Genomic DNA, 14,885 nt, shown 5'->3' with positions numbered 1-14,885 from the left:
CAGCGTTACTCGCTGCTGTCAACACCTCTTTTACACCGCTTTCGACCGAGAAGATCGAATCGTCAATTAGGCAAAAACAGACTGCCCGATCAACTCCTTCTGGGCTTCGATGACCTGAAGCAACTCGTTGCCGAAAACTGCGTAACCAATTGTTTACCAAGGAGTTTTCCGTTTCGACTGCGCCGGAAGTGGGGCGAATTATAGACTTCCAGAATCTGCCGTCAACCGTTAATTACGCTTTTCTCTACGGACGCTCAAAATCGCTGCTTATATATAGACGCGCCCGCCATGAGGCGCAGTATATTGCCCAATATCACTCTCGTTTCCTACTTCGGACGATGCCGCACCATGAATGACCAACCTCGCAGCCTTGCCTCGACCCTGTTTTCGGTTGGCCTGCTATTGATAGCCATGGCATCAATCCAGTCGGGGGCCTCTCTCGCTAAAAGCATGTTCCCCATTATCGGCGCGCAAGGGACTACCACCCTGCGGCTGATCTTCGCCAGCGTGATCATGATGTTGATACTGCGCCCCTGGCGAGCGAAGCTCACCGCAAAATCCCTGCGCACCGTCATCGTCTACGGAATGGCGTTGGGCGGTATGAACTTCCTCTTCTACATGTCATTGCAAACCGTCCCCCTCGGTATTGCAGTTGCGCTGGAGTTCACCGGCCCACTGGCGGTAGCCATCTACGCCTCACGTCGCGCGATCGACTTTTTGTGGATCGCCCTGGCAGCCGTCGGCTTGCTGCTGTTAATACCTATGGGAGAAACGACCGCGGGGATCGATCTGGTAGGCGCCGGTTATGCATTGGGCGCAGGTGTCTGCTGGGCGCTTTACATTCTGTTCGGCCAAAAGGCCGGCGCCGACAATGGCGTGCAGACCGCGGCACTGGGGGTGATGATTGCGGCATTTTTTGTAGCCCCTATCGGCATCGTCCATGCTGGTGCCGCGCTGCTCACTCCCTCACTGATCCCCGTGGCCATCGCTGTCGCCATTCTGTCCACCGCCGTGCCCTACACGCTGGAGATGGTCGCCCTCACCCGAATCCCGACCCGGACATTCGGCACGTTGATGAGCATTGAACCTGCGATCGGCGCACTGTCAGGCCTGTTGTTTCTCCATGAGTACCTTTCACTGTCTCAATGGATGGCCATCATGTGCATCATTCTGGCTTCCATAGGCGCGACCATGACGATGGGGAGCGCGGCCAAGCCTGCTGTCGCTGCAGATTGAAACAGGATTTGACAAGGGTCTGGTATTTGCCGCGCAATTAGGCCATGTTTAGGCCCGCAACCCAGTGTCAGACATGGATTTTTCAGATAGGGATATCAGAACGCTTCAAGCAAAAGCGAATGCAGCCAGACCCGGGCGCAAAGATCCGGGGACGCTATAAGGACAGTAATGAAACGAATTTTGATAATGATCGCCGTACTTGCGGTTGCGGGCTGCGCGGCGACATCGAAAACCCAGGTAAAACACGGCAAGAGAGGGCTGCATATCAACTGTTCCGGGCTCTCGTCATCCTGGGACAAGTGCTACACCAGCGCTGCCAACTCGTGCGCTCCCAAAGGTTACAAGGTCATCGCCAAGTCAGGGGACGCCGTAGAAGAACCAGGCGATTACCCGTTCGGCCTCAACCCTGCCGGCTATACCAGCCGCAGCATGATCGTCATCTGCAAGTAGATTGATGCCGCCTTGTCAGGTTCGTGAACCTGCGATCTGGCGGCCAATCTCATCGTAACTGGACTTCAGTACCGCGCGCTGAATGTCCGGCGTGGCCAGCATTCGCGCAATGACCAACGCACCGATACATTGCGACAGAATCGCCCAGGCCAGGCTGTCGCTGTCCAGAACTTGCGCCCAACTCTTCTGAAGCCGACAAATCCAGTTCTCCGCCTGCTGACGAATCATCACGTCTGAACGTGCAATCTCAGCCCCCAATGCTGGCAAAGCACAGCCGGATTCCGGGTGCTCGACATGAGCCATGCTCAGGTAGTGTTTCAGGCAGCGCTGGAGCTTCTCGCGACTCCGGTCCGCCTCTAAACGCTCCAGACTTTGAGACAACTCACGCTCGACGATTGAAGCGAACAGCTCATCCTTCGATGAAAAATGACTGTAGAAAGCCCCGCCACTCAAGCCGATTGCCTTCATCAACCCGTCGACACCCACCGTTGAAAAACCAGACTTCTTGGCCGACACCGCACTGCTTTCAAGTAGTTTCTCTTTGGTTTCCAGTTTGTGATTGGCCGTGTACCGCATTGCCTTGCCCTCAGGATTGATCGCCTTGACGCTTGCCGAATCGTAGCATAACGTTCGTTTAGTTAACGATCGTTTAGCAAAGGGATCTACCCATGAATAACAAGAAGGTCGTACTGGTTGTAGGTGCTGGGGATGCCACCGGCGGCGCAATTGCAAAACGCTTTGCGCAGGAAGGATTTGTGGCATGTGTCACCCGCCGCAGCGCGGACAAACTCCAGCCGCTGGTGGATGCCATCAAGGCCGATGGCGGTGAAGCCCACGGATTTGCCTGCGATGCGCGTAAGGAAGAGGACGTGATTGCGTTAGTTGAGCAGATCGAAAGCCAGATTGGCCCAATCGAAGCGTTCGTCTTCAACATCGGCGCCAATGTGCCTTGCAGCATTCTCGAAGAAACCGCGCGCAAATATTTCAAGATCTGGGAAATGGCCTGCTTCTCAGGATTTCTCAACGCTCGTGAAGTGGCCAAGCGCATGGCCAAGCGTCAACGCGGGACTATCCTGTTCACCGGTGCTACCGCCGGCCTGCGTGGAGCCTCAGGATTTGCGGCGTTCGCCGGCGCCAAGCACGGGATTCGTGCCCTGGCGCAAAGCATGGCGCGTGAACTGGGGCCGATGAATATTCACGTCGCCCATGTGGTAGTCGACGGTGCCATCGATACCGATTTCATCCGCGAGAGTTTCCCCGAAAAGTATGCGACCAAGGATCAGGACGGCATTCTCAATCCAGAGCACATTGCCGAGAACTATTGGTACCTCCACAGCCAGCCCCGTGATGCATGGACCTTCGAGCTGGACCTTCGCCCCTGGAGCGAACGCTGGTAAGCCCTCCCCCACAATAAAAAACAGAGCGCATCGACCATGAGCAAAACCGTGGAGTTCTACTTCGACCTCGGCAGCCCCGCCACCTACCTGGCCTATACCCAACTACCGAAGATCTGCGAGCAGACCGACAGCCAGTTGATCTTTATACCCATCTTGCTGGGTGGCGTCTTCAAAGCCACAGGTAACGCCTCGCCCGCGGCTATCCCCGCCAAGGGCCGCTACATGTTTCAAGATCTGGACCGCTATGCCAAACGCTATGGCGTGCCACTGAAGTTCAATCCCCACTTCCCTATCAACACCCTGATGCTGATGCGCGCCGTCACTGGCATGCAGTTGCGCCATCCCGAACGCTTTCAGGCGTTCATCGATTGCCTGTTTCACGCCCTCTGGGTTGAAGGCCGCAGCCTTGATGACCTGGCGACCGTCGCGTCAGTACTGACGCAGAACGGTTTCGATCCAAATGAGGTGCTGGCCTTGACCGCCGACGAGGAAGTCAAAGCCACTCTCAAGGACAACACAGAGAAAGCAGTGCAACGGGGTGTATTCGGTGCTCCAAGCATGTTTGTCGATCATCAGCTGTTCTTCGGCCAGGATCGCCTGGACTTCGTCCTTGAAACCCTGAGTTAGATCTCGATAACCAACCGCCCCTGCGCAGCTCCCGAGACGAGCAGCTCATGGGCGGCCTCGGCGGTTTGTAGCGTGAACTGCCGAGGGTCGAGCAGCGGTTTCAACTGCCCCGCCTCGATCAACCGCGCAGCCTCCCGAAGTACCTCCCCATGGTGCTCGCGCCCCTTGCCAGTCAGCAACGGCAACAAAGTAAACACTCCAGAATAAGTCGCCCCACGAAACGAGAGCGGCGCAAGACTGTGCTGCCCCCATCCGAGACAACTCACGACATGCCCCTCGTAAACCCGAGCAGCCTTGAATGAAGCGTCCAGCGTCTCACCACCCACCGTATCGTAGACAATGTCGAAGCCCTCCCCCGCCGTGTGCTCAACCACGTACTCCTCAACCGAAGATTTACGATAATCAATAAACGTCGCACCGAACCCTTCGATGATCGCCTGCTTCCCGGCCGATCCGGTGGCAAACACGTCAGCACCGAAAGCCCGGGCAATTTGCACAGCCACATGCCCGACACCACCCGCACCGCCATGAATCAGCACTTTCTGTCCCGCCCGCACCCGCGCACGATCCACCAATCCTTCCCACGCCGTGATCAGTATCAACGGCAACCCTGCCGCCTCGCGCATGCTTAGATTGCCTGGCTTGCGCGCCAGCAGCCGTGCATCGACGGCGGCGTATTCAGCCAGTGAGCCCTGCGCACCGCCAATGCCAGTGGCCATTGCATAGACCTCATCACCCGGCAGCCATCCGCTGACACCCTCCCCCAACGCCTCCACTGTTCCCGCGAGATCAATACCCAATACCGCCGGCAATGGCTGGCGCGCATGAGCAGCCTGACCCGAGCGAATCTTTCCATCCAGAGGGTTCACCCCACTGGCCTTGATCCTGACCAATACCTGACCGGTCTCAGGTACGGGCCGTTGAACGGAAGCCAAGCGTAAAGGCCCGTTGGCCGAGTCAACAATCAGAGCGCGCATTTCAAGTAAGTCAGTCATTTCGCAATTTCCCGTCAGAGGTGGCTGTCGGATTAATCTTCCTCCCCCTCACTCATACCGATAAGACGCTATATAGCTATAGTGACCATGCCCATATGGCATCAATGAGAAACCCCGTGGACAAACTCAATGCAATGGCGATCTTCGTTCGCGTTGTCGAACGTGGCAGCTTTTCTGCCGTCGCCCGGGAATTGCAGACCAGCCAGCCGACCATCAGCAAAGTGCTGCGAGCACTGGAAACTGAACTGGGTGGAAAGCTGATTTCCCGCAGCACCCGACAAATGTCCCTGACCGACGAAGGTCAGCGGTACTACAGCGAATGTCGACAAATTCTGGCGGCCGTAGACGCCGCAGAACACAGTTTTCACTCCGGCCGCGAAGCTGTTGCCGGAAACCTGAAAATCGGATCGTCCGTGAGTTTCGGGCGCTTGCAGATTGCTCCGCGACTGCCGACATTCCTCAAAAAATATCCTCACGTACAGATTGATCTGCAACTGAGCGATCAAAATCAGGACCTGGTCAGTGAAGGATTGGACGTCACCTTCAGGATCGGCGAGTTGAACGACAGCGAGTTGATTGCCCGCCGCATCGGCACCACCCACCGAGTGACCGTCGCAGCCCCCAACTACCTTGCGCAACACGGCCACCCGCAAACGCCCGAAGAATTGAGCGGGCACAACTGCCTGCAGTTCAACCTGCTGAACAGTCAGAACCTATGGGTTTACGAGAGAGAGGCGCAACGTCACGCAGTGCGAATCAAGGGCAACGCACAAAGCAACAACTCCGAGGCCATCCGCGAGATGGTACTGGGGGGATTGGGGATTTCGCTGTCACCGGTCTGGCTGTTCAGCGAGGACTTGAAGGCGGGACGCGTGACCGCGATTTTGCTGGAATACAGCGCCCAGTCACTGCCGATTCATGCCGTGTCCCCGGCGAATCGTCGCCAATCCGCCAGGGTCAAAGCCTTTGTCGACTACATGAGCCAGGCGCTCGAAGAAGCGCCTGAACTCCAACCGATCAAATAGCCGCCGTCCGGGTGTTCAACCACTCAAGGGCTGCGCCATCGAGCAACGGGCTCAAGCGCTGGCGCACCTCGGCGTGGTAGGCGTTGAACCACTGCTTTTCGTCGTCAGTCAGCAGCGACGGTTCCAGGCAGCGAGTGTCGATCGGGCACAAGGTCAGGGTTTCGAATTTCAGGAATTCACCGAATTCGCTTTTGCCCGCCTCGCGGTTCAACACCAGGTTCTCGATCCGCACACCCCAGCGGCCCGGACGGTAAGTGCCCGGTTCGATGGACGTGATCATGCCCGGCTGCATCGCGGTTTGCGGTGCCGCGGCGGCCTGATAGGCGATGACCTGCGGGCCTTCGTGCACGTTGAGGAAGTAGCCGACGCCGTGACCGGTGCCGTGACCGTAATCAACGCTTTCAGCCCAGATCGGCGCGCGGGCAATCGAATCGAGCAACGGCGAGAGAATGCCGCGAGGGAATTGCGCACGGGACAACGCAATCACGCCTTTGAGCACCCGCGTGCAATCGCGCTTCTGCTCATCGGTTGGTGTACCGACCGGCACCATCCGCGTGATGTCAGTGGTGCCGCCCAGGTACTGGCCGCCGGAGTCGATCAACAACAGACCGTCACCCTCGATCACCGCGTGTTCTTCTTCGGTGGCGTGGTAGTGCGGCATTGCACCATTGGCGTTGAACGCGGCAATGGTGTTGAAGCTCAGCGATACATAGCCCGGACGTCGGGTACGCGCCGCCGTCAGGTGTTCGTCGATGGTCAGTTCGGTGATGCGCTCACGACCCAACGCAGTGTCCAGCCAGGTGAAGAATTCGCACAGCGCCGCGCCGTCCTGCTCCATGGCCTGACGAATGTGCTCGGCATCGGCCAGGCTTTTCTGCGACTTGGCCAACGTCGTCGGGTTCAGGCCTTCGATCAGCTTCACGCCGCTATCCAGGTTATCCAGCAAGCCGGCGGTGACGCGCGCCGGATCGACTTGCAGGCTCGCCCCGCTCGGAACGGCGCGTAAGGCGGCGGCCACTTCGCTGTAATCGCGCAGGGTCACGCCGTCCTGTTCGAGAATCGCGCGCAACTTGGTGTCGACCTTGCTCAGCGCCACGAACAGGGTGGCCTGCTGCTGGCTGATCAAGGCAAAGGAAACAAACACCGGGTTGAACGACACGTCACCGCCGCGCAAGTTGAATAGCCAGGCGATGTCATCAAGGGTGGCGATGAAATGCCAGTCGGCACCGCGATCTTTCAAAACCTCACGCAGCCTGGCCAGTTTCTCGCCACGGCTGACCGTCGCCTGAGGCGGCAGGTGTTGATAGATCGGTTCATTGGGCAGCGTCGGACGGTCGCTCCAGACTTCGCTCAACACATCGATGTCGGTGCGCAGACGTGCGCCGCGCTCTTCGAGCTTGCCACCCAACGTACGCGCCGAAGCCACGGCCATTACCGCACCATCTACCGCGACGACGCCGCCTTCAGGGGTTTGCTCGGCCAGCCAGTCCAGCGGGCCGGGTTGACCCGGTTGCAGCTTGACCAGTTCGATGCCGCTGCCCTTGAGTTCCTTGGTCGCTTGTTCCCAATAACGGCTGTCGGCCCAGACGCCGGCAAAATCCGGCGTAACGATCAGCGTGCCAACCGAGCCATGGAACCCCGACAACCATTGCCGCCCTTGCCAGTAACCCGGCAGGTATTCCGAAAGATGCGGATCGGCCGACGGCACCAGCAGAGCGTGAATACCCTCCCGGCTCATCAGTTCGCGGGTTTGCGCCAGGCGTTGGGGCACCGATCCATTGATCGAAGGCTGCGTACTCATCGTGTCTCCTGCTAATCACTTCATCATTATTGTTGAGTGTCGATCAACGCCGGCACTTTCAGACCTATTGCCAAAATGCCGGAGCACTGGCACAGGCCGCTTTGATCAGGTGTACCGCTTGGTCGATGTCCTGCTCGGTGGTGAACCGGCCGAGACTCAAGCGAATGGTGCGACTCGCCGAACGGGCGTCATGCCCCAGGGCCAGCAGCACATGGGAGGGCGCATTGCTCGCGGAATTGCAGGCCGAGGTCGCGGAAAACGCGATCGAGGTGCTCAACGCCGCTGAATTGAACTCGCCTTCGTTGAAGGTCAGGCTCAAGGTATGAGGGATGCGCTGGTTCGGACTGCCATTGAGGCGAACGCCGGGAATACTCAGCAATTGCTCAAGCAAGCGTTCACGCAACCGGACGATCGTGGCTTTCTCTTCATCGAATGAAGAGGCCGCCAAGGCGAACGCCACACCCATGCCAGCGATCTGGTGAGTCGCCAGGGTGCCGGAACGCAAACCGCCCTCGTGACCACCGCCATGGATCTGCGCCTGCAAACGCTGCTGCGCGCGCGGCCCGACGTACAGCGCGCCGATGCCTTTGGGGCCATAAATCTTGTGGGCGGAAAATGACATCAGATCCACTGGCAACCGGGCCAGGTCGATCACCACTTTGCCTGCACCTTGAGCCGCGTCGACATGGAACAACGCGTCGCGAGCACGCACGACTTCGCCGATGGCCGCGATGTCGTTGACCGTGCCCAGTTCGTTGTTGACCAGCATCAGCGACACCAGAAAGGTGTCTTCGCGCATTGCTTCGCTGACCGCTTGCGGGGTAATCAGCCCTTCGGCGTCAGGCACCAGATAAGTCACCGCGACGCCGGCATCCTGCAACTGCTTTGCCGTGTCGAGAATCGCTTTGTGTTCTATCTGGCTGGTGATGATGTGGCCGCCAGAAATGCCGCGAGCCTGGGCCACGCCCTTGAGGGCAAGGTTATTCGATTCGGTGGCGCCGGAGGTCCAGACGATCTGGTCCGCCTGAGCGCCGACCAGATCGGCGACCTGGCGCCGCGCCTGCTCGACCGATTGCCGGGCCTGTTGACCGAACGCATGGGAGCTGGACGCCGGATTGCCGAAGTTGCCGGTAAAACCCAGACACTCGACCATGACCTTGATGACCCGCTCATCCACCGGCGTGGTGGCGGCGTAGTCGAAATACAGAGGACGTTTATTCATAGAAGACTCGCAGAGCATGTTCCGGGATCAGGAGGCTCGTCACTGAAACGTCAAAGCGCAGCCTCGTGAGCTGCGCCGATCGTTCAGAGCGTTAGAAATACCTGATCGGAGGCCGTTAAAGAAGAACAACTTCATTTAAAAGTGCGTAGGAACGCTCCTGAAGTCGAGCTTAACAGGCATCAGGCAACCGGTTGAAGCAATGCGTCACTTAAAGCTTTCGAGCAACAACGGATACAGCGAAGCCACCAGCAGCAAGGCCATGCCCCAGTTGAACAGCCGCAACCAGCGGCGATCCTTCAGCACATTGCGCAACAACGTGCCGCAGCCTGCCCAGACACTGACGCTCGGCAGGTTGATCAAGGCGAACACCGCCGCAATCACGATCACGTTGGTGAAATAACCCTGCATTGGCGTGTAGGTGCTGATGGCACCGATGGCCATGATCCACGCCTTGGGATTGACCCACTGAAATGCGGCGGCGCCCAAATAGCTGATCGGCTTGCTCTCGCCCTTTTCACGCTCGGAAACTGGTCCCGAATGGGCGATTTTCCACGCCAGGTACAGCAAATACGCCGCGCCGATGTAACGCAGCACGCTGTAGAGCAAAGGATAGGTTTGAAACACCGCGCCCAAGCCAAAACCTACCGCCACCACAAGCACGAAGAAGCCGCAGGTAATGCCAAGCATGTGGGGAATGGTGCGGTTAAAGCCGAAGTTCACACCTGATGCCAGCAACATCGTGTTGTTGGGGCCGGGCGTAATCGAAGTGACAAGGGCAAACAGGGCGAAGCCCAGCAGCAAATCGAGCGAGAGCGTCATGGGTGGCAGTCCATTGGATCAGTCAGGTGTTGACCCTATCGCAGGCCTTCAGGGAAACCCATGGACAGTTGCGCGAAACTTCAAGCGGTACAGTTTTCGATCAGCTAGGACGACCGTGAAGCTGTACAGCACGTTCGGCGTTCATCTCGCCTTGTTTGTCGAAGCTGAACGATTTTTGCGGTTGGCCGAGCAATTCGGCTTTTTTCGCGTGGTATTCGTCGAAGGACAAACCGCGACGATTCAACGCCTCCAGCGCCAATTCTCTGGTTTCTTCTGCGGTGTACGGCCGTAATTCCGGGGAAACATGGCTGGCACACCCGGCGAGAACGGAGACCGCAAGCAGCAAGAAAGTAGCGATTAGAGGTTTCATTGTGAGCGTCCTGACATCTGGTTCGAGGCAATGAACACAGGCTACGCCGGGTATCCGATCTGCAGAAATCAACGCTCTCGATAGTGGCTATCGACTTTGACTAATGCCGCTCAGGCAGAACGCCTTATATCTCCAAACGATCTATAAATATTAATTTAATGTCTTTTACGGAATAACACCGAACCTTTATAACAACGGTCATCGCTTCACGCACTGTTGCTCAAGCAACTGTTTGCCAGGCAACAGTCATTCAACAAACAGCTCTGCCATTCGCACAGTGTCTACCGGCCAACGCGTTGAAAGCCCCGTAAACAGGGGCTCCGAGGGATTGGTACAGCTCTTGCTCTCTGTCAGTGACTACTCACTGCTCCCTGAGCAACTGTTTAAAAAGGAACTGATCATGTCGCGTCCATTGAAAGTCGTTGCCCTCTCCGGCGGTACCTGGCGTCCGTCCCGCACGTTGGTGCTGACCCAGGCGCTGTTGGCGCAACTGGCCGAACAATTGCCGATTGAAAGCAAGCTGATTGAACTGGGTGACATCGCCCGACCGTTGGGTGCCGCGCTGTCCCGTCAGGAGTTGAGCGCCGAGATCGAAGCCGAGCTGCAAGCGATCGAGAATGCCGACCTGCTGATCGTCGCCGCGCCGGTTTATCGCGGTTCCTACCCTGGACTGCTCAAGCATCTATTCGACCTGATCGACCTCAATGCATTGATCGACACGCCGGTATTGCTGGCCGCCACCGGTGGCAGCGAACGCCATGCCCTGGTTCTCGATCACCAGTTGCGCCCGCTGTTCAGTTTCTTCCAGGCCTTGACCTTGCCGATTGGCGTCTACGCCACCGAAGCCGATTTCTCCCATTACCAAATAACCAGTGAGCCCTTGAAGGCCCGCATACGTCTTGCTGCAGAACGCGCCGCGCCGTTGTTTGGCGTGCACCCCAAAAATCTGCTGAAAATCGCTTAAGGATTTCTTCATGGATGTTTTCTGGTTTCTGCCGACTCACGGCGACGGCCATTACTTGGGCACCACTCAGGGTGCTCGCCCGGTGACACTCAACTACCTGAAACAAGTGGCCCAGGCGGCCGACAGCCTCGGCTACCACGGTGTACTGATTCCCACCGGGCGCTCCTGCGAGGATTCGTGGGTGATTGCTTCGGCGCTGGTGCCGCTGACCGAACGCCTGCGTTATCTGGTAGCGATTCGGCCAGGAATTATCTCGCCGACGGTCTCGGCCCGCATGGCCGCGACACTGGATCGACTGTCCAATGGCCGCTTGCTGATCAACGTGGTCACGGGCGGTGACCCGGATGAAAACCGTGGCGACGGCATCTTCCTCGATCACAGCGAACGCTACGAAGTGACCGACGAATTCCTGAAAATCTGGCGCCGTGTGCTGCAAGGCGAATCGGTGGATTTCGAAGGCAAACACCTGCAAGTGCAGAACGCCAAGGCGCTGTATCCGCCGGTGCAAAAACCTTATCCGCCGCTGTACTTCGGCGGTTCTTCCGAAGCCGCCCATGAACTGGCCGCCGAGCAGGTTGATGTCTACCTGACCTGGGGTGAACCACCGGCCGCCGTGGCAGAAAAACTGGCCGATGTGCGTGAGCGTGCCGCGCGAAACGGTCGCACGGTGAAGTTCGGGATTCGCTTGCACGTGATCGTTCGCGAGACCGCCGAAGAGGCCTGGAAAGCCGCAGACAAACTGATCGAGCACATCAGCGACGAGACCATCGCGGCCGCGCAGAAGTCGTTCTCGCGTTTCGATTCCGAAGGTCAGCGGCGCATGGCGGCGTTGCATGACGGGCGTCGTGACAACCTGGAAATATCCCCCAACCTTTGGGCGGGTGTCGGTCTGGTGCGTGGCGGTGCCGGGACGGCGTTGGTGGGCGATCCGCAGCAAGTGGCGGCGCGAATCAAGGAGTACGCGGACCTGGGGATCGAGAGTTTTATCTTCTCCGGCTATCCGCACCTCGAAGAGGCTTATCGTTTTGCCGAGTTGGTGTTCCCGCTGTTGCCTGAGCCGTACGCCAGCCTTGCGGGGCGCGGCGTCACTAATCTGACCGGGCCGTTTGGCGAAATGATTGCCAATGATGTGCTGCCCGCCAAAGCCACGGCCTGACTCAGCCCCCCTGTGGGAGCGAGCCTGCTCGCGAAGGCGTCCGTACAGTCGACACTGATGTTGACTGTTCCGGCCTCATCGCGAGCAGGCTCGCTCCCACAGGGAACTGCTTCGATTTTAAAAAGGAACCCCCGTGTGACGGCCAAACCACACAGCGCCCTGATATCCCCTTTGCAAACCGCCCGTCTGTTGGCGGCCGAGTTTGCCCTGACCGCTGTCGAGCGCGATGAACGAGGCGGTACGCCCAAAGCCGAACGCGACGCCTTGCGCCACAGCGGTCTGCTCGCGTTAAGCATTCCTGTGCAGTACGGCGGCCTCGGCGCCAGCTGGAGTGACACCCTGACCATCGTGCGCGAGTTCGCCAAGGTCGACAGTTCGATTGCCCATGTCTTCGGCTTCCATCACTTGATGCTCGCCACCGTGCGCCTGTTCGCCCGGCCCGAGCAGTGGCAGCCGTGGTTCGAACAGACCGCGCGCAAGAACTGGTTCTGGGGCAACGCTCTCAACCCGCTGGACACCCGCACCGTGGTGAAAAACCTCGGCGGCTGGCGCGAGTTTTCCGGCAAGAAAAGCTTCTGCTCCGGCGCCAGCGATTCGCAAATGCTGATCGCCTCGGCCGTCGACGAAAACGCTGGCGGCAAGCTGTTGATCGCCGCGATTCCCAGCGGTCGCAGCGGCATCACCTTGCATAACGACTGGAACAACATGGGCCAGCGCCAGACCGACAGCGGCAGCGCAACATTCGAACGGGTGCGGGTCGAAGAGTCTGAATTGCTGCTCGATCCGGGTCCGCTCAGTACGCCATTCGCTTGCCTGCGGCCGTTGATTGCCCAGCTGACCTTCACCCACATGTTCCTCGGCATTGCCGAAGGGGCCTTCGAAGAAGCGCGGCAATACACCCTCACCGAAAGCCGTCCGTGGCACAAATCCAGTGCTCAGGATGTGCGTCAGGACCCTTATGTCCTCGGCCACTACGGCGAATTCTGGGTCGCCCTCGAAAGTGTTCGACTGCTGGTGGAGCGCGCTGCCGGATTGCTCGACAAGGCGTGGGCCAAAGGCCCGAACCTCAGTGCCGAAGAACGTGGGCATCTCGCTACCGCCATCGCCACGGCCAAGGTCGCTGCCACTCGCAACGGTCTGGAACTCTGTAGCCGCTTGTTCGAAGTGACCGGCGCCCGTTCAACTCATGCCTCACTGCGACTGGATCGCCACTGGCGCAACCTGCGCACGCAAACCCTGCACGACCCGGTGGATTACAAACTCCATGAGCTGGGTGACTGGGCGCTGAACCAGTCCCTGCCGATCCCGACTTTCTATTCATAGCCTTCTCTTCATGGAGCCTGCCCATGCAACTGCTGACTTTACCGCCCTCGCCCGCTCTGGCCACCTCGATCCGCGCCACGGCGCAAGTGTTCGAAGACCCGAAATCCCAGGCCTTGCTCGCCCACATTCAACAAGTCGCGCCGAGTGAAGCCAGCGTGCTGATCATCGGCGAGACCGGCACCGGCAAAGAGCTGGTGGCGCGGCATATCCACAACCTCAGTGCCCGCCGTAACCGGCCTTTCGTGGCAGTGAACTGCGGCGCGTTCTCCGAATCTTTGGTGGAAGCCGAGTTGTTCGGCCATGAAAAAGGTGCCTTCACCGGTGCGTTGAGCGCCAAGGCCGGCTGGTTCGAGGAGGCCGATGGCGGCACCTTGTTCCTTGATGAAATCGGCGATTTGCCGATGGCGATTCAGGTCAAGTTGTTGCGGGTATTACAGGAGCGCGAAGTGGTGCGACTGGGTTCGCGCAAGAGCATTCCCATCAATGTCCGTGTGCTGGCGGCGACCAACGTGCAATTGGAGAAAGCCATCAACGCCGGGCATTTCCGCGAGGATTTGTACTACCGCCTCGACGTGGTAAGCCTGGAATTGAGCCCGCTGCGCGACCGCCCCGGCGACATCCTGCCGCTGACCCGACATTTCGTCGAAGCCTACAGCCAGCGCCTCGGCTACGGCACCGTCAGCATCAGCAAAGAGGCCGAATTGAAACTGCGCGGCTACAGCTGGCCGGGCAATATTCGCGAACTGGAAAACGTCATTCACCACACCCTGTTGATCTGCCGAAACGGCGTGATCGAACGCGACGACCTGCGCCTGTCGAACATGCGCATCGAGCGTCAGGACGATTACCACAGCACCGTCGACGATTCACCGGAAGCCCTGCTCAATCGGGCCTTTCAAAAGCTCTTCGAAGAACAGGCCGGAGCGCTGCACGAGAAAGTCGAAGACGCGTTGCTGCGAGCCGCCTATCGCTTCAGCCATTACAACCAGGTGCACACCGCCGCACTGCTGGGCTTGAGCCGCAACGTAACGCGCACGCGACTGATCAAGATCGGCGAACTGGCAGTGAACAAGCGCCGGCCCACGGAAAACCTTCAGGGCGAGCGTGTTATGCAGCTGTCGATCTAACCCACCAGATTGCAGTGCAGCGCGTTGTCGTGGCTGCGTTCCAGGCTATGCAGCACCTGGAACGAGCCGAAGGTCACGGTTTTCGCCTGATGGGCACGGATCAGCTGCCAGAAATCCTGCTCGCCGCTTTCAAAGCTTTGAAACGCGGCCTCTCCCGCCTCGCGTGTTTGCCATTGCAGGTAGTTGAGCACCCGCCGGCCATCGTCGCTGGCCTGGATGCTGGCACTCAGAAAACCGCTGTAACCCTGGGCGAGACGCTCGGTCTGCTTCGACAGAGCCGACACCAGTGCGGGCTGTTGATGGGGTTCGATCTCGAATTCGATCAATTGGGTGAAGCTGCGATTTTTCTCTGACGCTTGCATGAAAAGTCCCC

The 14,885-nt window shown here is 58.7% G+C and carries 16 protein-coding genes; 9 read left to right on the top strand and 7 right to left on the bottom strand.

Annotated elements, in window-relative coordinates:
* The first annotated feature begins 348 nt into the window (after nucleotides 1-348).
* Nucleotides 349-1,236 (top strand): threonine/homoserine exporter RhtA, encoded by an 888-nt coding sequence (rhtA, locus tag KW848_RS19335; protein WP_218537752.1) that lies wholly within the window; start codon nucleotides 349-351, stop codon nucleotides 1,234-1,236.
* A 168-nt stretch (nucleotides 1,237-1,404) separates the two neighbouring features.
* The gene (locus tag KW848_RS19330; RefSeq protein ID WP_218537751.1) at nucleotides 1,405-1,686 is read left to right on the top strand and encodes a hypothetical protein; all 282 of its coding nucleotides are present in this window, start codon (nucleotides 1,405-1,407) and stop codon (nucleotides 1,684-1,686) included.
* A 15-nt stretch (nucleotides 1,687-1,701) separates the two neighbouring features.
* Here the strand turns inward: KW848_RS19330 and KW848_RS19325 are convergent, their stop codons facing one another.
* Nucleotides 1,702-2,262, bottom strand: a complete 561-nt coding sequence (locus tag KW848_RS19325) for a TetR/AcrR family transcriptional regulator (RefSeq protein ID WP_218537750.1) — start codon at nucleotides 2,260-2,262, stop codon at nucleotides 1,702-1,704.
* A 92-nt stretch (nucleotides 2,263-2,354) separates the two neighbouring features.
* Between KW848_RS19325 and KW848_RS19320 the strand changes: the two genes are divergently transcribed.
* Both KW848_RS19320 and KW848_RS19315 read left to right on the top strand, forming a co-directional pair.
* Complete coding sequence (locus tag KW848_RS19320; protein ID WP_102616716.1) at nucleotides 2,355-3,083, top strand: SDR family oxidoreductase; 729 nt, start codon at nucleotides 2,355-2,357, stop codon at nucleotides 3,081-3,083.
* 36 nt (nucleotides 3,084-3,119) lie between these two features.
* Entirely contained in the window at nucleotides 3,120-3,710 is a 591-nt protein-coding gene (locus KW848_RS19315) for a 2-hydroxychromene-2-carboxylate isomerase (protein ID WP_218537749.1), read from the top strand.
* Here KW848_RS19315 and KW848_RS19310 read toward each other — a convergent pair.
* Nucleotides 3,707-4,705 (bottom strand): zinc-dependent alcohol dehydrogenase family protein, encoded by a 999-nt coding sequence (locus KW848_RS19310; RefSeq protein ID WP_218537748.1) that lies wholly within the window; start codon nucleotides 4,703-4,705, stop codon nucleotides 3,707-3,709. The two genes, KW848_RS19315 and KW848_RS19310, sit on opposite strands and share 4 nt — an antisense overlap.
* Before the next feature lie 104 nt (nucleotides 4,706-4,809).
* Here KW848_RS19310 and KW848_RS19305 point away from each other — a divergent pair, with 104 nt between their 5' ends.
* Nucleotides 4,810-5,730: a LysR family transcriptional regulator gene (locus KW848_RS19305; RefSeq protein WP_218537747.1), complete on the top strand. Its 921-nt coding sequence runs from the start codon at nucleotides 4,810-4,812 to the stop codon at nucleotides 5,728-5,730.
* On the opposite strand, the gene KW848_RS19300 is transcribed toward KW848_RS19305, so the two are convergent.
* The 4 genes from KW848_RS19300 to KW848_RS19285 all read right to left on the bottom strand — a co-directional run bounded on the left by KW848_RS19300 (nucleotide 5,723) and on the right by KW848_RS19285 (nucleotide 9,942).
* A complete protein-coding gene (locus KW848_RS19300; protein WP_218537746.1) occupies nucleotides 5,723-7,531 on the bottom strand; it encodes an aminopeptidase P family protein in 1,809 nt (602 codons plus the stop codon). The genes KW848_RS19305 and KW848_RS19300 overlap by 8 nt on opposite strands.
* Before the next feature lie 64 nt (nucleotides 7,532-7,595).
* Nucleotides 7,596-8,753, bottom strand: a complete 1,158-nt coding sequence (locus KW848_RS19295; RefSeq protein ID WP_218537745.1) for a cysteine desulfurase family protein — start codon at nucleotides 8,751-8,753, stop codon at nucleotides 7,596-7,598.
* A gap of 204 nt (nucleotides 8,754-8,957) precedes the next feature.
* Complete coding sequence (locus tag KW848_RS19290) at nucleotides 8,958-9,572, bottom strand: LysE family translocator (RefSeq protein WP_218537744.1); 615 nt, start codon at nucleotides 9,570-9,572, stop codon at nucleotides 8,958-8,960.
* 100 nt (nucleotides 9,573-9,672) lie between these two features.
* Complete coding sequence (locus KW848_RS19285; RefSeq protein ID WP_056742349.1) at nucleotides 9,673-9,942, bottom strand: hypothetical protein; 270 nt, start codon at nucleotides 9,940-9,942, stop codon at nucleotides 9,673-9,675.
* 400 nt (nucleotides 9,943-10,342) lie between these two features.
* Between KW848_RS19285 and msuE the strand changes: the two genes are divergently transcribed.
* The 4 genes from msuE to KW848_RS19265 all read left to right on the top strand — a co-directional run bounded on the left by msuE (nucleotide 10,343) and on the right by KW848_RS19265 (nucleotide 14,512).
* Nucleotides 10,343-10,906, top strand: a complete 564-nt coding sequence (gene msuE, locus KW848_RS19280) for an FMN reductase (protein WP_111452324.1) — start codon at nucleotides 10,343-10,345, stop codon at nucleotides 10,904-10,906.
* Nucleotides 10,907-10,916: 10 nt separating this feature from the next.
* Nucleotides 10,917-12,062: an FMNH2-dependent alkanesulfonate monooxygenase gene (ssuD, locus tag KW848_RS19275; protein ID WP_218537743.1), complete on the top strand. Its 1,146-nt coding sequence runs from the start codon at nucleotides 10,917-10,919 to the stop codon at nucleotides 12,060-12,062.
* A 135-nt stretch (nucleotides 12,063-12,197) separates the two neighbouring features.
* The gene (locus tag KW848_RS19270) at nucleotides 12,198-13,385 is read left to right on the top strand and encodes an acyl-CoA dehydrogenase family protein (RefSeq protein ID WP_218537742.1); all 1,188 of its coding nucleotides are present in this window, start codon (nucleotides 12,198-12,200) and stop codon (nucleotides 13,383-13,385) included.
* 23 nt (nucleotides 13,386-13,408) lie between these two features.
* Nucleotides 13,409-14,512 carry a sigma-54-dependent Fis family transcriptional regulator gene (locus KW848_RS19265; protein ID WP_218537741.1) on the top strand — a complete coding sequence of 368 codons (1,104 nt, stop codon included), beginning with the start codon at nucleotides 13,409-13,411 and terminating at the stop codon, nucleotides 14,510-14,512.
* Here the strand turns inward: KW848_RS19265 and KW848_RS19260 are convergent.
* Nucleotides 14,509-14,874, bottom strand: a complete 366-nt coding sequence (locus KW848_RS19260; protein ID WP_192410921.1) for an antibiotic biosynthesis monooxygenase — start codon at nucleotides 14,872-14,874, stop codon at nucleotides 14,509-14,511. The two genes, KW848_RS19265 and KW848_RS19260, sit on opposite strands and share 4 nt — an antisense overlap.
* Between the last annotated feature and the right edge of the window lie 11 nt (nucleotides 14,875-14,885).

Origin of the sequence: Pseudomonas sp. PDM25 (genome assembly GCF_019219045.1) — a bacterium.
Lineage (GTDB): Bacteria > Pseudomonadota > Gammaproteobacteria > Pseudomonadales > Pseudomonadaceae > Aquipseudomonas.
The sequence above is the reverse complement of the archived record's forward strand: the minus strand, read 5'-3'. Positions and strand labels throughout refer to the sequence as shown.

What these genes read in the sequence shown, in the direction of transcription:
- KW848_RS19265 (WP_218537741.1), top strand. Translation starts at nt 13,409, where the DNA reads ATGCAACTGCTGACTTTACCGCCCTCGCCCGCTCTGGCCACCTCGATC.
- KW848_RS19290 (WP_218537744.1), bottom strand. Translation starts at nt 9,572, where the DNA reads ATGACGCTCTCGCTCGATTTGCTGCTGGGCTTCGCCCTGTTTGCCCTT.
- KW848_RS19300 (WP_218537746.1), bottom strand. Translation starts at nt 7,531, where the DNA reads ATGAGTACGCAGCCTTCGATCAATGGATCGGTGCCCCAACGCCTGGCG.
- KW848_RS19295 (WP_218537745.1), bottom strand. Translation starts at nt 8,753, where the DNA reads ATGAATAAACGTCCTCTGTATTTCGACTACGCCGCCACCACGCCGGTG.
- KW848_RS19285 (WP_056742349.1), bottom strand. Translation starts at nt 9,942, where the DNA reads ATGAAACCTCTAATCGCTACTTTCTTGCTGCTTGCGGTCTCCGTTCTC.
- KW848_RS19325 (WP_218537750.1), bottom strand. Translation starts at nt 2,262, where the DNA reads ATGCGGTACACGGCCAATCACAAACTGGAAACCAAAGAGAAACTACTT.
- KW848_RS19320 (WP_102616716.1), top strand. Translation starts at nt 2,355, where the DNA reads ATGAATAACAAGAAGGTCGTACTGGTTGTAGGTGCTGGGGATGCCACC.
- msuE (WP_111452324.1), top strand. Translation starts at nt 10,343, where the DNA reads ATGTCGCGTCCATTGAAAGTCGTTGCCCTCTCCGGCGGTACCTGGCGT.
- KW848_RS19260 (WP_192410921.1), bottom strand. Translation starts at nt 14,874, where the DNA reads ATGCAAGCGTCAGAGAAAAATCGCAGCTTCACCCAATTGATCGAATTC.
- KW848_RS19315 (WP_218537749.1), top strand. Translation starts at nt 3,120, where the DNA reads ATGAGCAAAACCGTGGAGTTCTACTTCGACCTCGGCAGCCCCGCCACC.
- KW848_RS19310 (WP_218537748.1), bottom strand. Translation starts at nt 4,705, where the DNA reads ATGACTGACTTACTTGAAATGCGCGCTCTGATTGTTGACTCGGCCAAC.
- KW848_RS19330 (WP_218537751.1), top strand. Translation starts at nt 1,405, where the DNA reads ATGAAACGAATTTTGATAATGATCGCCGTACTTGCGGTTGCGGGCTGC.
- KW848_RS19305 (WP_218537747.1), top strand. Translation starts at nt 4,810, where the DNA reads ATGAGAAACCCCGTGGACAAACTCAATGCAATGGCGATCTTCGTTCGC.
- ssuD (WP_218537743.1), top strand. Translation starts at nt 10,917, where the DNA reads ATGGATGTTTTCTGGTTTCTGCCGACTCACGGCGACGGCCATTACTTG.
- rhtA (WP_218537752.1), top strand. Translation starts at nt 349, where the DNA reads ATGAATGACCAACCTCGCAGCCTTGCCTCGACCCTGTTTTCGGTTGGC.